This is a genomic window from Gibbsiella quercinecans (assembly GCF_002291425.1).
Lineage (GTDB): Bacteria > Pseudomonadota > Gammaproteobacteria > Enterobacterales > Enterobacteriaceae > Gibbsiella > Gibbsiella quercinecans.
On record NZ_CP014136.1, the window covers coordinates 1709611 to 1724845 of the forward strand.

Here is a 15235-nt window from a genome sequence, read left to right on the forward strand (position 1 = left end):
GTCTTATTTCAGGCTTCCGACAGCCCACGAACGGAGGCGATGAACTGCTTCAGCTCCTGGGTTTGCGGATTGGCGAACACCTGGCGGCTTTCGCCCTGCTCCCACACTTTGCCCTGGTGCATAAACACCACCCGGTCGCCCACTTCGCGGGCAAAGTTCATTTCATGCGTTACCAAAATCAGCGTCATGCCTTCGGCGGCCAGTTGTTCGAGCACTTTCAGCACTTCGCCGACCAGTTCGGGATCAAGCGCCGAGGTAATTTCATCGCACAGCAGTACCTTGGGGTTCATGGCCAGCGCCCGGGCGATCGCCACGCGCTGCTGCTGGCCGCCGGACAAATTGGCCGGCGCATAATCCATCCGCTCCCCCAGGCCCACTTTGTTCAGCATCTCTTCCGCCAGTTCACGGCACTCCGCCGGGCTTTTCTTTAACACCCGGCGCGGCGCCAGCATTACGTTTTCCAGCGCGGTCATGTGCGGGAACAGGTTGAAGTTCTGGAACACCATGCCGATGGAGCGGCTAATCTCGCGCGCCTGCGAATCACGATCGGTGATCGTCATGCCGCCCAGCTTGATACTGCCTTCCTGATAGCCTTCCAGGCCGTTGATGCAGCGCAGCAGGGTGCTTTTCCCCGAGCCGCTGCGGCCGATGATCGAGATCACTTCGCCCATGTCGATATCCAGATCCACGCCTTTCAGCACATGGTTCTGGCCGTAATATTTTTGAACCTGATTAATTGTGATGAGCGGCATGGAATTTTTTCTCCAGGTAGTGGCTGTAGCGCGACAGCGGGTAACACATCAGGAAGTAGCCCAGCGCAACCAGGCCAAACACTTTAAACGGCTGGTAGGTCACGTTGTTCAGCATGGTTCCGGCCTTGGTCAGCTCAATGAAGCCGATAATCGACGCCAGCGCGGTGCCCTTGATCACCTGCACCGAAAAACCGACCGTCGGGGCGATAGCGATGCGCACCGCCTGCGGCACAATCACCCGCCACATCGTTTGGCCGAAGCTCAGCCCCAGGCAACGGCAGGCTTCCCACTGCCCCTTCGGCAAGGCGGCAATGCTGCCGGACCAGATGTCCACCAGAAATGCGCTGGTGAACAGCGTCAGCGCCAGCGCGGCGGCGGCCCATGGGCTGACGTCAATGCCGAACAGCGCCAACCCGAAAAACGCCAGGAACAGTTGCATCAGCAGCGGCGTGCCCTGAAACAGCTCGGCATACATGCGCACAAAACCCAGCGCCCAACGGCGCTTGCTCAACCGCAGCAACAGCAAAGGGAGCGTGACCAGCGTGCCGCCGAAGAATGCGGTCAGCGAAAGCAGCAACGTCCAGCGCGCTGCCAGCAGCAAATTGCGCACGATATCCCAGTCGGTGAATGTCATCATCAGGCCTGGCTCCCCAAAAAGCGTTTACCGGCGGCCAGCAGCAGCTGGCGCATCAGCACCGAAAGCAACAGATAAAACAGCGTCGTCACCAGATACACCTCAAAACTGAGGAAGGTGCGCGACTGAATCAGGTTGGCGGCAAAGGTCAGTTCTTCAAACGCCACCTGTGAAACCACCGAGGAACCGAGCATCACGATGATGCACTGGCTCACCAGCGCCGGATAAATACGCTGTAGCGCCGGCGGCAGCACCACGCGCAGGAATATCTGGCCGCGCGTCAGCCCCAGCACCCGGCCGGCTTCCCATTGGCCTTTCGGCGTAACCTGGATGCCGGCGCGGATGATCTCGGTGCTGTAGGCACCGAGATTAATCACCATCGCCAACAGCGCCGCCTGGCCGGCGGTCAGTTTCCAGCCCAGGCTCGGCAAACCGAACACGATAAAAAACAGTTGCACGACGAACGGCGTATTGCGCACCACCTCGACGTAAATACCCCAGATACGGCTTAACAGGTTGGTTTTCCCGCTGCGGATTGCCGCACCGCAAATCCCCAGCGCCACTCCCATGATGGTGGCCATGGCCGTCAGCTCAATGGTGGTCAGCAAACCCGCCAACAGTTCGGGCATGAACGGCCACAGTGCGGGAAAATTCAGCTGATAGGTCATCAGGCTCTCCCGTTATGCGCCAAGATCGGCCGGCAACGGCGCCTTCAGCCATTTTTCCGACAGGCCATTGAGCGTGTTGTCCTTCAGGGCCTGCTCAATCAGTTCATTCACTTTGGCTTGCAGCGCCGGTTCGCCCAAGCGCAGGCCGACATAGCACGGTGAATCCTTCAGCATGAACTTGGCAACCGGCGCCTTGGCCGGGTTCTGGCGCGCAATGGCGCTCACCACCAGGTTACCGGTCGCCACATACTGCACCTGCCCGGACAAATAGGCCGACAGCGTGGTGTTGTTGTCTTCGTAGCGTTTGATCTGGGCGCCCTTCGGCGCGCTATCGCTCAGCACCATGTCTTCCACCGCACCGCGCGTCACCCCCACCGTTTTGCCGTCCAACCCGGCAACGTCATTCAGGGCATCGTCTTTCGGCCCGAAAACGCCCAGGAAGAACGGCGCATAGGCGCGGCTAAAGGCGATGGTCTTTTCACGCTCCGGGTTTTTGCCCAGGCTTGAGATCACCAGATCCACTTTATTGGTTTGCAGATAAGGCACCCGGTTGGCGCTGGTTACTGGCACCAGTTGCAACTTAAGTTTCATTTTATCGGCCAGGTAGTGCGCCATATCGATGTCATAACCCTGCGGCTGCAGATCCGTGCCCACCGAGCCAAACGGCGGGAAATCCTGCGGTACCGCCACACGCAAAACACCGCGTTGCTGGATATCCTGCAGTTGATCCGCCATCGCCGTGGCGGCCTGTGCCAACAGCACCACCGCCCCCAATGCTGCAACCAGTGTTTTTTTAATGCTCATAAATGTATCCCCAATGGTGAGATGATGAAACAAAAGATTCTTTGATTCATTTCACTGCAACTAATGTGCCAAAGCAGGCGGGAGTTAATAATCTGCTTTAACCCCGAGGGGTTAACGTTTTACGCGGGAATGTTCCCCGCCGGGGCGCGGCGGGAAGAAGGGAAAAAAGCGGAAAGTAAAGCACCAATACAGTGCAAAAGCACCAATACAGCGCTTCGCTAGCGGTGCTCCAGTTCGTCCAGATCGCTGTACAAATCCGCAATCTGGTAAATACGCTGCCTGCCGAGCACCAGCGACTCATGCAGCAAGGCATTGCTGAGCAGGTTTGCCAGGCTCATGGCGCAAGAGTAGCTGTCAAAAGCGGAGACGCTGTCCAACGGCGCCGGCAAGTGCCATGTCGCCAGCGGTATCAACGCCTGCGCCTGCGGCTCGCAGATCAACAGCGTCGGCACCTGCTGAATCTGCAACTGCGTGAGCAATGCCCGCAGCAGCCGCGGCCGGCGGCGGAACGCCACCAGAACCACCATGTCGCGCCCGGAAAGATCCACCAGCTCTTCCGCCAGCGTCTGGCCCGGCTGCGGCACCAGCAGTACGTTTTCACGCACCTGCAGCAGTTGCTGGCGCAGGTGCATCGCCACCGGATAGCTATTGCGAAAGCCCATCAGCACAACCCGCCCGGCCTGCGCCAGTTTGCCGATCACCGCCGTAAACTGCTGGGCATCGATCTGGTTCACCCAGTGGGTCAGATTCGCCATTTCCTGCTTGTAATGGCGCGCCAATAGCGTATTGCCCTGCACCGCATCGCGGTTGTCGGTCAGCGGCATACCGCTTTGGCGCAGCGTGCGCAGTTCGTCGCGCATAGCGCGGTAGCTGGGGTAACCCAGCCGTTTAAACAGCCGGCTGACGGTGGCCTTGGAAACCCCGCTCAACCGCGCCAGCTCCGCACTGTTGTAGCTGATCAGATCGTCAAAGTGATCGAAGATAAAATCCGCCACCCGTTGTTCCTGCGGCGTCAGTTGCGGATACTCACTACGCAGGCGTTCATCAATCTGCTTCATTGCTACTCCTGCTGTAACATTTGTTTCAGCGGAACATAGCACAGCCAAATAAGATTCCGCCAGCCTGCAAATCTGGAACGTCTCTTGCTTAACTTATTGATTGATGCAGACCATAATAAAGGCTTACTCATGATTAACAGTAATACCGCACCATTAGGCATGGCGGTCACCCCTCACCACCTGGCCAGCGAAAGCGCACTGGCCGTGCTGCGCGAAGGCGGCAACGCGATTGAAGCCATGGTGGCGGCAGCCGCGACCATTGCGGTGGTCTACCCGCACATGAATAGCCTGGGCGGTGACGGCTTTTGGCTGATCGTACCGCCGCAGGGCGATCCGGTGGCTATCGATGCCAGCGGCGCGGCCGGCTCCCTGGCTACGCTGGATTTCTACGCCGGCGAAAGCCGCATCCCCCACCGCGGGCCGAAGGCGGCGCTGACCGTTGCCGGCACCGTCGGCGGCTGGCAGGAAGCCCTGGCATTCTCGGCGGAGCTGGGTGGGGAACAGCTGCCCCTGCCGCGCCTGTTGGCCGATGCCATTCGCTATGCGGCGGACGGTATTCCGGTCACCGCCTCGCAGGAGGCGGCCACCCGCAGCAAATACCACGAGCTGGCGAACCTGGACGAATTTGCCCGCACCTACCTGCCTAAAGGCGAGATCCCGCACTGCGGGCAGCGTTTCTGCCAGCCGCTGCTGGCGGAAACCCTGATTGCACTTTCCGAAGAGGGGCTGGATAGCTTCTACCGCGGCCGGCTGGCCGAATGCATGGCGGCGGATATGGCGAAGCTCGGGATGCCGCTCACCGCGCAGGATCTGGCAGACTATCGCCCGCGCCGGCGCACGCCGCTGCGCTTGCAGCACCAGAAAGGCGAAGTGTTTAATCTCACGCCGCCTACCCAGGGGCTGGTGTCGCTGGCGATCCTCGGCCTAGCCGACCGCCTGGCGCTGGAAGGCAAGGACGACGGCGCCACGATCCACGGGATAGTAGAAGCCACCAAACTGGCCTTTGGCCTGCGCGATCGCTACATCACCGATCCGCGCGAGATGACCCAAGATCCGCAGGCGCTGCTCGAACCGGGCTATCTGGATGAACTGGCAAAACAGATCGACGGCGAGCACGCCGCCGCCTGGGGCCAGGGCAAAGGGCCAGGCGATACCGTATGGATGGGCGTGATGGACAGCAGCGGGTTGGCGGTGTCGTTCATCCAGAGCATCTATCACGAATTCGGCAGCGGCGTTGTGCTGCCCAACAGCGGAGTGCTGTGGCAAAACCGCGGCGCGTCGTTCAGCCTGGATGCCAACCACCTGCTGGCGTTGGCGCCCGGCAAGCAGCCTTTCCACACGCTCAACCCGGCCGCCGCACGCCTGTATGACGGCCGCACCCTGGTTTACGGCTCCATGGGCGGCGACGGCCAACCGCAAACCCAGGCGGCGGTGTTTATCCGCCATGTGGTTCAGGGGCTACCCTTACAACAGGCCATCAGCAACCCACGCTGGCTGCTTGGCCGAACCTGGGGCGAAAGCTCCGACTCGCTGAAGCTGGAGCGCCGCTTTAGCGCCGAAACCATCGACTACCTGCGCCAACGCGGCCATGAAGTCGAACTGCTGCCGGACTTCAGCGAGGCCGTCGGCCATGCCGGCGCCATTGTGCGCCACACGAATGGCATGCTGGAAGGCGCGTTCGATCCGCGCAGCAACGGCAGCGCCGCCGGCTTCTAGCCGCTGCGCCCCTCAAGCCGGAGGGGCGTAGGCTTGTTTCACACATTTATCGGGGAAAACACCATGAACAACATACCGGCTGCCGACTGGGCCGCCTACATCCGCCAGATGGAAACCATCCTGGCGCTGGAGCTGGACGATGCGCGCCGCGCAGAGTTACTGGTGCAATTCAACCGCATTGCGGCCATGGCCGAACCGCTGATGGCCTTCCCGCTGGATCAACGTTTGGAAATCGCAGGAGTGTATCGCGCATGAACCCACTCAGTGAGCTGTCGATCGCCGAGATCCGCAGTGCGCTCAAGCAAGGCGCCATTTCTGCCCGTGAGATCGCCCAGCAGACACTAGACCAGATCGATGCGCAAAACCCGGCGCTTAATGCCTACACGCACATTACCCGCGAGCGAATGCTAAGCGAAGCCGATCATCTGGATCACAGCCGTGCCAACGGCCAACCGCTGCCGGCATTGGCCGCGATCCCCTACGCGGTGAAAAACCTGTTCGACGTCACCGGCGAAACCACCCTGGCCGGCGCCAGCCTGTTTAGCGATCGCCCGGCGGCCAAGCGCGACGCTTGGGTGGTTGCCCGCCTGGCCGCGCAAGGCGCCATGCTCTCCGGCATGCTGAATATGGATGCCTATGCCTATGGTTTCACCACGGAAAACAGCCATTACGGCGCCACCCACAACCCGCACGACACCACGCGCGTCGCCGGCGGTTCCTCCGGCGGTTCAGCCGCGGCGGTGGCGGCCGGGTTGGTTAACTTCGCGCTCGGCAGCGACACCAACGGCTCCATCCGCGTGCCCTCTTCGCTGTGCGGCATCTTCGGGCTCAAACCCACCTTTGGCCGCCTGTCGCGCAGCGGCAGCCAGCCGTTTGTCGCCAGCCTCGATCATGTCGGCCCGATGGCCCGCCGGGTGCGCGATCTGGCGGCTGTCTATGACGTGATGCAAGGCACCGATATCGAAGATCGCTTCCAGGCGGACAAACCCATCACCCAAACCGAATCACTGCTGCCACGCGGCCAGCAGGGGCTGCGCTGTGCGGTGTTGGGCGGCTATTTCCAGCAGTGGTGCGATGATGATGCCAAAGCGGCCGTGCGCCAAGTGGCGCAGGCGCTGGAAGCTTCAGAAGAAGTCGAACTGCCGCTGGCCGAGCTGGCGCGTTCGGCGGCGTTTATCCTTAGTGCGTCGGAGGGCGGTAATCATTATTTGCCGCTGCTGCGCAGCGAACCGGCGCGCTTTGAGCCCAACTCGCGCGAGCGCCTGCTGGCCGGAGCGATGCTGCCAGGGGCCTGGTATGTGCAGGCGCAGCGTTTCCGTAATCATTTCCAGCAGCAGACGCTGCCGCTGTTCACGCAATGGGATATCCTGATCGCGCCCGCAACACCGTGCTGCGCCACGACGATCGGCCAGGAGAGCATGCGCATCAATCATACCGATTTACCCACCCGCGCCAGCATGGGCATGCTGACCCAGCCGATTTCATTCCTCGGCCTGCCGGTGGTGACGGTGCCGCTGAAAACGGCCGGCGGCCTGCCGATCGGCCTGCAGTTGATCGCCCCGCCGTGGCGCGAAGATTTGGCGTTGCGAGCGGCCCATGCGCTGGAACAGCGCGGCGTAGCCCAATGTGTTTTACCGGGGAAACAGGACTGAATAATGAAAAGTGAATATATCGATCGCCCGGCGGTGCTGGCAGAGGTCAACGCCGCCTTTTACCGCTACGAGCAGGCACTGATCGGCAACGATGTGGAAGTGCTTGATGAGCTGTTCTGGCACGATAGCCGCACCGTGCGCTACGGCGCGACGGAGAACCTGTACGGTATCGAGCAGATCCGTGATTTCCGCCTCAAGCGCCCTTCAAAAGGGCTGGATCGCCAGTTGGAAAACACCGTCATCACCACCTACGGCGATGACATGGCGGTGGCCAGCACGGAATTCCGCCGTGAAGGCAGCGATCGCATTGGCCGGCAGATGCAAACCTGGGTGAAGCTGCCGTGCGGCTGGCGCATCGTGGCAGCCCACGTCAGCCTGATGGGCTAGACTGCCGTCAGCACCAATAGGCCATAAAGTTCACTGCGTCGCGATCAAGATCGCATTCTGCGATCAGATAACGGCGCAGCGCCTTCACGGTGGAGGATTCCGCCGCCACCCAGGCGTAAAAACCGTTCCCGCCGGCGGCGCGCTCCCACAATAGATCGCCTCCCAGGCTGTTTTCCGCCAGCGACTGGGCGGCGGCGCGCGCAGTCGCCGGTATTTCCACGTGCCTACGCACCGCATCAAGCAATTGCGCCCCGTGCCGCTGCGGCGAACCGCCATCGCGCGGCAGCCAGTGAACCTCGGCAAACGGGAACTGCGCCACGCTGATGCAATCGCCGCTGGCCGGCACTTCGAAAAACGCCTGCACCCGCGGCGGGTTAGCCTGCTGCGCCAACTGTTCAAGGATGCCCATCGCCGCCGGCAACGCCGTTTCATCGGCAATCAGTAGCGCCTGTTGCAGGTGTGCTGGCGGCACCCACTCATAGCCGCCGCTATCGCCGGCAAATTCCGCATCTGGCGCCACCACCTGCAGCGTGGCGCCGGCTTCAGCGTGGGTGGCCCATGCCGAAGCCGGGCCATTCACGCCGTGCAGCACGAACTCAACGTCCAGCTCCTGCTGCGCCTGGCGCAACCCGCGCAGGGTATAGGTGCGCATGATCGGCCGCTGCGCTTTCGGCAACGCCATATAACGGCGATACCAGTCGTCGCTGTTTTCCAGCCGTGAACGTTGGCCGTCTTCGGCGGGGAACAGCAGCTTGATGCGCTGATCCGGCGCCTCGAGCTTCATCTGGTGCACCTGCGGCCCGCTGAATACGCAACGTACCAGCGAAGGCGAAATACGCACTTTCTGCTTCAGAGTAATATCAAAAATACGGTAGCTGGCGGCCATCTTAGCGACTCTCCTGGGATCAGTACGTTGCCATAGTAGGCGACTTCCGCCGCCCGGGAAAGTCCCCCCAACCCGGCTTAACAACCGGGATAGGGATGGTGCTGCAACCAATGTTCAGCAATATCCTGGCGGCGGCAGATCCAAACGCGATCGTGCTGCTGAATGTAATCCAGGAAGCGCTGCAAGGCGCGGAACTTGCCGGGGCGCCCCAGCAGGCGGCAGTGCATGCCGATCGACAGCATCTTCGGCGCGTCTTCGCCTTCCTGATACAGCACATCGAAGCTGTCTTTCAGGTAGGTAAAGAACTGCTCGGCGGTATTAAAGCCCTGCGGGGAAGCAAAGCGCATGTCGTTCGCTTCCAGGGTGTAGGGCACAATCAGGTGCGGTTTCTTTTCACCGTTGGCGCATGCCACTTCGGTCCAGAACGGCAGATCGTCGCCATAGTAATCGCTGTCGTACAGGAAGCCCCCCTGTTCAACCACCAGCCGCCGGGTATTGGGGCTATCGCGCCCGGTATACCAACCCAACGGCGGCTTGCCGAACAGCTCGCTATGCACGGCGATCGCCTGCTGCAGGTGCTGGCGTTCGGTGGCTTCATCAATATCCTGGTAGTGGATCCAACGCCAGCCGTGGCTAACCACATCGTAATCGGCGTCTTTGATCGCCTGCACCACCCGCGGGTTGCGCGCCAGCGCCATCGCCACGCCAAAGATGGTCAGCGGCAAGCCGCGGCGCTGGAACTCCTGGTGGATCCGCCAAAAGCCCGCGCGCGAGCCATACTCGTACAGTGAATCCATCGACATATGGCGCGCCGGGTAGCTGGCCGCGCCGATGATATCGGAAAGAAACTGTTCGGAACCGGCGTCGCCGTGCAACACGTTGTTTTCCGAACCCTCTTCATAATTGAGCACAAACTGCACCGCGACGCGCGCCTGTCCCGGCCAGCCCGCGTGCGGCGGTTGCCCGCCATAACCGATAAGATCGCGGGGATAGTCTTGATTAAACGCATAGTCACTCATCGATAATTCCCATTCAGATTACGAATTAAAACGGCCAAACATCCCGGATAACGGCTTGGTTAACGGGTAGTCCAGATCGCCATGTTTACTGGTTTGCAAGCCCAGGCCGTGCAACGATTCGATCATTTTCACCGCGGCGCTGACGCCGTCGATCACCGGCATCCCCAGCTCCTGCGTCAGTTCCCGCGCCAGGGTAGCCATGCCGCCGCAGCCCAGCACGATCGCCCCGCTGCCGTCGCGCTGTTTTACCTGCAGGCACTGTTCACGTACCCGCTGCTGCGCCAGGCCGCTGCCGTCTTCCAGCGCCAGCACCGGCAGATCGATAGCGTGCAGCGCGGCGCAGTGGCGCTCAAAGCCGTACTGGTGCAGCAAATGGCGCGCGATGATCAAGGTGCGCGGCAGCGTAGTCACGATGGAAAACCGTGTAGCCAGCAGCGTCGCCGTATGCATCGCGGCTTCGGCAATGCCCACCACCGGCGCGCTCGCCAATTCCCGCGCCGCCAGCAGGCCCGGATCGCCGAAACAGGCGATGATATGGCCCTGAACGCCGGCCTCACGCCCCGCTTTCACCTGTTGCAGCACGCCGATCGTGGCGATCGCTTCGTCAAAATGCCCTTCAATGGAAGGCGCCCCGTGCGCTGAACACACTGCGAGGATCTCGGTGCCGGGTACGGCGACGGCACGGGCGGCCGCGCCGATGGTTTCGGTCATTTCCGGGCTGGTGTTGGGGTTGATCACCTGGATCACGCAGGGGGCGTTCATAGCGCATCCTGCGGCTGGCTGGCGGCAAAGATGCTGGCGAAGTCCGGCGTGCCGTCCATGTCGTGCGTGAAGCGCAGGCTGGCGACGATATCATCGAAGTGATGCGCCATCTGCGCCGCCAGGCCGGAGGTATCGCCGGCACGTAGCAACGCCAGCAGATCGCTGTGATCGTGGCAGCGGCAGCCCTGCTGCCACGGGGTACCGTAGGCGGCAATCGCCAGCGAGGAGCGCAGCGTCAGTTGAGAGACCGTCTCGGTGAGCACGCCGTTGCCGGCGATGGCCTGTAACTGCACGTGGAACGCGGCCGACAGGCGAATCGCCGCCGCGCCGTCCTGATCCTGATGCGCCTGCTTTTCCTGCGCCACGATCGTCTCGATCATCAGCAAATGCTCAGCCCGGCAGTTCGCCACGATCTGCGGCAGGTTGGCGCATTCCAGCATCTTGCGCGTGGTAAACACGTCGCGCGCTTCTGCTTCGCCCGGCGTGGCAACCTGTGCACCACGCTTGGGCAATTGCGTCACCAATTGCACTGCGGCAAGGCGCTGCAATACCCGGCGGATACCGGTGCGGCTCACGCCAAAGGTTTCCGCCAGCGCCTCTTCCGGCAGTTTATTGCCCGGCAACAGCCGGTGCTCCACTATCGCTTTCACCAGCGCATTGTAAATGTGATCGTCTTTATCTTCAGTAAAGTAGGTGGCTTTGGCGCCGATCATCATGCTGCTCCGTGTCAGGTTGAATAAGTAAATCGTATACAAGAAATAATTTAATTGTATACAAAAATCGAAAATATGGCCTGATTCGTGCAAAAGACCTCTCAACCCTGTGGGTCAGAAACACCAATCAACATCTGGGTACATGCTTGAGAGGAGCACGATTTATGCCAATCCCGAATACCAATTACAGCCCGAAGCTGTGCAACAAAGACCTGGCGCCAACGCGCGATCAGAACTGGAGCTGGTACAACATCTTTTCTTTCTGGATGTCGGATGTACACAGCATGGGAGGATACGTAGTGGCCGCCAGCTTCTTTGCCCTTGGCCTGGCCAGTTGGCAGGTGCTGATTTGCCTGCTGGTGGGCATTTGCATCGTGCAGCTGTGCGCCAACCTGGTCGCCAAGCCCAGCCAGATTGCCGGCGTGCCGTACGCCGTGATTTGCCGGCAATCCTTTGGCGTGTTCGGCGCCAATATCCCGGCGGTGATCCGCGGGCTGATCGCCTTTGCCTGGTACGGTATCCAGACCTATCTGGCCGCCCATGCGCTGATGCTGGTGCTGCTGAAGTTTTTCCCGGCGCTCAATCCCCTGACGCAGCCCCATTGGCTCGGGCTTTCGGCGCTGGGATGGATCTGCTTTGGCATCATGTGGTTGCTGCAGGCCATGGTGTTCTGGCACGGGATGAATGCGATTAAGCGCTTTATCGATATTGCCGGCCCCGCGGTGTATGTGGTGATGCTCGCCCTGGCCGGCTGGATTGTATACAAGACGGGGCTGGACAATATTTCGTTCACCCTGGCAAGCAAATCCCTTTCGCCTGCGGAGCAAGGCTGGCAGATGGTGACCGCAACGGCGCTGGTAGTGTCTTACTTCTCCGGCCCGCTGCTGAACTTTGGCGATTTTGCCCGCTATGGCAAAAGCATGCGGGAAATCCGGCGCGGCAACCGCTGGGGGCTGCCGTTCAACTTCCTGCTGTTTTCCATCGTGACCGTGGTGATCGTTTCCGGCACGCAGTCGCTGTTCGGCCAGATGATTACCGATCCCATCGAAACCGCCACGCGCGTCGGCAACGGCGTCGCGGTGGCGATTGGCCTGCTGACCATGATCACCGCGACGATCGGCATCAACATTGTGGCGAACTTTGTTTCACCCGCCTTTGACTTCTCCAACTGTTCACCGCAAAAAATCAGCTTCCGCGCCGGCGGTATGATCGCGGCGGTCGGTTCCGTGCTGCTGACGCCGTGGAACCTGTTCCACTCCCCAGAGCTGATCCACTACACGCTGGATGTGCTCGGCGCGTTCATCGGGCCGCTGTTCGGCATCCTGGTCGTCGATTTCTACCTGATTAAACGCAGCAACATCCACGTTGACGATCTGTTCAACGCCACGCCGAGCGGCCGTTACTGGTATCGCAACGGCTTTAACCCCAAGGCGATTATGGCGCTGCTGCCGTCGGTGGCGATCGGCCTGGCGATCAGCTTCACGCCAGGGCTGCATGACGTAGCGAACTTCAGCTGGTTTATCGGCGTGTTGCTGGGGGGCGGCTGCTACCGCTATATAGCGCGCCAGGAGTCTGCCGCAAACCACGGCAGATTATTGATGACCACAGAAATGAGCAAGGAGTAACTGCAGCGGCGTGGTGGTTGGCCTCTTTCGCCTTGCCGGCAGTACGACGCTAGGCGGTGTCCCACCTCGCCGCCATTATCCGTGGCCATTTACCCGGCGGTACATCCGCCGGGGATGGCCAATTTTCCCGTACTGCATTTCGACCACCAGAAAACCAGCTTCTACACTATGTTCCAGATAACGACGGGTGGTGGTTTTACTTAAGCCCGTTTCGCTGACGACGTCATCGACGGAAAAACAGCGCCCGGCCTCATCGGCAAACAGTTTTTGTATCAGCGCCAGCGTATTCTCTTCAATCCCTTTGCTGCCGTTATCCTGGCGGTAGTTCTTCGCCTGCAACTGATAGAGCGAATCGACGTTTTGCTGATCGACGATTTTCCACACGCGCTGCTGTTCGACGAACTGCACAAAACGCTCCAACGATTGGCCCAACCGCTTCCACGATACCGGTTTAAGAATATAGTCGAAGGCGCCGTTGCGTATCGCCTGGCTGCAGGTATCCATATCGCTGGCGGCGGTGATAAAAATTACCGAACAGTTGGCGCAGATAATCTGCCTATCGTTAATCAACGTAATGCCCTTGCCATCCGGCAGATAATTATCGAGCAAAACCAGTTTCGGCTGCATCCTGTCCAGCAACACCTTCGCTTCCGCCAATGACGAAGCGATCCCCACCAGCCGCAAGCGCGGATGTTTGCCGATCAGCTCTGCATGAAGCTGCGCAAGCGCGTGTTCATCTTCGATTATCAGCACGTCTATCAGTTCATGTTGCATAATTCTGATCTTCCAGGGTCGATACGGGACGCAAGACGTTGCCCGTTTCAGGAATAAACAAAGAAAAAACCGTGCCGCGCGGCATGTTGGCGGAAACCTCAATCGAACCGCCCGACTGCGTGACATAGCTGGCGATCAGATACAGGCCGATACCGTGATCGCCGCTGCGTTTGGTGGTCATTCCGCGCTCAAAAATATGTTCACGGATAGACGGATCGATTCCCACCCCGCGATCCGCCACTTCAATAATCAATTCCCGCTCATTGAGCAGAATCAGCACTTCCACCGGCTCGTGCGGCAGCACGGCGCGCTGCGTCGCTTCGATGGCGTTGTCCAGCAGATTACCGATGATCGAAATCAGCTCGGCCTCGCCCAGCAGGCGGCAGGCGCGATCCATTCGGCATGCAGGATCAAAGGCCAGTTCAACGCCCTTTTCGCCAGCGCGCGCGGCTTTCCCCAACAGCAGCCCGCACAGCGTCGGCGAGCGAAAACGCGACGAGATAAAGTCGAGCAGCTCCTGCGCATGTTCCGACTGCGCCTGAATATATCGCACCGCTTCGTCGTAGCGCTCCATATGCAGCAACCCCGAAAGCGTGGTCATCCGGTTGAGCTGCTCGTGGCGCATGATGCGCAGGTTATTGACGTAGCGTTTTACCTGGCTCAACTGCGCGCTAAGGGTGTCGATTTCATTGCGATCGCGAAAGGTGATCACCCAGCCCTGCAACTTATCTTCCAGCATAATGCGTACCCGGCTGGCAATCACCGTCAACTGGTTGAAGCAGCAAATCTCATCGTGAGTGTCCTTTTCCAGCATCACGTCATGGACGAAGAACGGCACCGGCACAATCACCTCGCCGATTGTCAGCCCACGCAGCGCGCGCGTGGGCTGGCTTAACCCCAACAGTTTGCGCGCGGCCTGGTTAATCACTTCAATACGCGATTCACCGTCGATGGCAATCACCCCTTCGTAGATCGACTCCATCATCGCTTTTTGCTGGCGCACCAGCAGGCCGATTTCGCGCGGCTCCAGCGAGAAGATCTGCTTTTTGATGCTGCGGGTAAAAAACCAGGAAAAAATGAACAGCGCCGCCAGCAGCAACACCGCCGCGATAAAAATGTCGATCACTTTGCCAAACGTAATGTTGTCGAGATAGCTGGTCAGATACCCTACCGAAACAATGCCCACCACGCGCCCGTTATCGTCAAAAATCGGCGCTTTGCTGCGCAGTGAAATGCCTAACCCACCTTTACGGATGGTGGTGATGCTTTTCCCCTGCAATACCTCTTCGTTGTCGCCGCCAATCAGCGTTTTCCCGACGACATCCGCATGGACGGAATGAAATAAATGCATGCCTTGATTATCACCGATAACAATAAAGCTGGCATCGCTGTGAGCAGCCAATTTATGCATAAATTGCGTGATCGCCGGAATATCTTTTGCCGCAACCGCCTGGCGCAAATTGGGGATAATCGCTATTTCCTCCGCCTGTATTTTTGCTCTTGCGCTCATTTCCTGGTATAGCTGCCGGCCAACATCCTTGTAATAATAAACGCCCAGCAAGACGAAAAGGCCGGATAAAAAAAGCACCAGAGAAATAAATAGTTTTATTTGAAAAGATATTTTCATGACCTTACGCACGGCAGCCAACAATGCGCCAATGTACCATCTTTTCTCACCCGCGCGCGCAGTTTGCTGGAAACTTGTGATCCCTTGCACAGCCGGTGTTGACGCGAAAAACGCCCTGTTAAACATTCTCTTTTGGAAATGTTATTAACTTGTATTTT

16 protein-coding genes are annotated in these 15235 nt (G+C 59.6%); 5 read left to right on the plus strand and 11 right to left on the minus strand.

Features of this window, described 5'->3' with window-relative positions:
• Positions 1-8: 8 nt before the first annotated feature.
• The 5 genes from ACN28Q_RS07930 to ACN28Q_RS07950 form a co-directional block, all read right to left on the minus strand.
• Positions 9-752 (minus strand): amino acid ABC transporter ATP-binding protein, encoded by a 744-nt coding sequence (locus ACN28Q_RS07930; RefSeq protein ID WP_095845850.1) that lies wholly within the window; start codon positions 750-752, stop codon positions 9-11.
• Positions 733-1386: an amino acid ABC transporter permease gene (locus tag ACN28Q_RS07935; RefSeq protein WP_095845851.1), complete on the minus strand. Its 654-nt coding sequence runs from the start codon at positions 1384-1386 to the stop codon at positions 733-735. The genes ACN28Q_RS07930 and ACN28Q_RS07935 overlap by 20 nt, the downstream gene beginning before the upstream one ends.
• A 2-nt stretch (positions 1387-1388) precedes the next feature.
• Positions 1389-2054 (minus strand): amino acid ABC transporter permease, encoded by a 666-nt coding sequence (locus tag ACN28Q_RS07940; protein WP_095845852.1) that lies wholly within the window; start codon positions 2052-2054, stop codon positions 1389-1391.
• 12 nt (positions 2055-2066) lie between these two features.
• Complete coding sequence (locus ACN28Q_RS07945) at positions 2067-2858, minus strand: transporter substrate-binding domain-containing protein (RefSeq protein WP_095845853.1); 792 nt, start codon at positions 2856-2858, stop codon at positions 2067-2069.
• A 218-nt stretch (positions 2859-3076) separates the two neighbouring features.
• Entirely contained in the window at positions 3077-3916 is an 840-nt protein-coding gene (locus ACN28Q_RS07950) for a MurR/RpiR family transcriptional regulator (protein WP_095845854.1), read from the minus strand.
• A gap of 129 nt (positions 3917-4045) precedes the next feature.
• On the opposite strand from ACN28Q_RS07950, the gene ACN28Q_RS07955 reads away from it, so the two are divergent.
• The 4 genes from ACN28Q_RS07955 to hpxZ all read left to right on the plus strand — a co-directional run bounded on the left by ACN28Q_RS07955 (position 4046) and on the right by hpxZ (position 7671).
• Positions 4046-5632, plus strand: a complete 1587-nt coding sequence (locus ACN28Q_RS07955; RefSeq protein WP_095848958.1) for a gamma-glutamyltransferase family protein — start codon at positions 4046-4048, stop codon at positions 5630-5632.
• 63 nt (positions 5633-5695) lie between these two features.
• Entirely contained in the window at positions 5696-5887 is a 192-nt protein-coding gene (gene hpxX, locus ACN28Q_RS07960; RefSeq protein WP_095848959.1) for an oxalurate catabolism protein HpxX, read from the plus strand.
• Positions 5884-7284, plus strand: coding sequence for an AtzE family amidohydrolase (locus ACN28Q_RS07965; protein WP_095845855.1), 1401 nt, complete (start codon positions 5884-5886; stop codon positions 7282-7284). The genes hpxX and ACN28Q_RS07965 overlap by 4 nt, the downstream gene beginning before the upstream one ends.
• A 3-nt stretch (positions 7285-7287) precedes the next feature.
• Positions 7288-7671: an oxalurate catabolism protein HpxZ gene (gene hpxZ, locus ACN28Q_RS07970; protein WP_095845856.1), complete on the plus strand. Its 384-nt coding sequence runs from the start codon at positions 7288-7290 to the stop codon at positions 7669-7671.
• Between the two features lie 7 nt (positions 7672-7678).
• Here hpxZ and ACN28Q_RS07975 read toward each other — a convergent pair whose 3' ends face one another.
• From ACN28Q_RS07975 to ACN28Q_RS07990, 4 genes are all read right to left on the minus strand, one after another.
• Positions 7679-8557: a siderophore-interacting protein gene (locus ACN28Q_RS07975; RefSeq protein WP_095845857.1), complete on the minus strand. Its 879-nt coding sequence runs from the start codon at positions 8555-8557 to the stop codon at positions 7679-7681.
• A gap of 77 nt (positions 8558-8634) precedes the next feature.
• On the minus strand, positions 8635-9576 hold the full coding sequence (gene puuE, locus ACN28Q_RS07980; RefSeq protein WP_095845858.1) for an allantoinase PuuE: 942 nt from the start codon (positions 9574-9576) through the stop codon (positions 8635-8637).
• Between the two features lie 18 nt (positions 9577-9594).
• Positions 9595-10338, minus strand: coding sequence for an aspartate/glutamate racemase family protein (locus ACN28Q_RS07985; protein ID WP_095845859.1), 744 nt, complete (start codon positions 10336-10338; stop codon positions 9595-9597).
• Positions 10335-11051, minus strand: coding sequence for a GntR family transcriptional regulator (locus ACN28Q_RS07990; RefSeq protein ID WP_413541199.1), 717 nt, complete (start codon positions 11049-11051; stop codon positions 10335-10337). Before ACN28Q_RS07990 ends, ACN28Q_RS07985 begins: the two co-directional genes overlap by 4 nt.
• A gap of 164 nt (positions 11052-11215) precedes the next feature.
• Here ACN28Q_RS07990 and ACN28Q_RS07995 point away from each other — a divergent pair, with 164 nt between their 5' ends.
• Complete coding sequence (locus tag ACN28Q_RS07995; protein ID WP_095845861.1) at positions 11216-12676, plus strand: NCS1 family nucleobase:cation symporter-1; 1461 nt, start codon at positions 11216-11218, stop codon at positions 12674-12676.
• 75 nt (positions 12677-12751) lie between these two features.
• On the opposite strand, the gene ACN28Q_RS08000 is transcribed toward ACN28Q_RS07995, so the two are convergent.
• A complete protein-coding gene (locus ACN28Q_RS08000; protein ID WP_095845862.1) occupies positions 12752-13450 on the minus strand; it encodes a response regulator in 699 nt (232 codons plus the stop codon).
• Positions 13440-15077, minus strand: coding sequence for an ATP-binding protein (locus ACN28Q_RS08005; protein ID WP_095845863.1), 1638 nt, complete (start codon positions 15075-15077; stop codon positions 13440-13442). The genes ACN28Q_RS08000 and ACN28Q_RS08005 overlap by 11 nt, the downstream gene beginning before the upstream one ends.
• Positions 15078-15235: the final 158 nt, after the last annotated feature.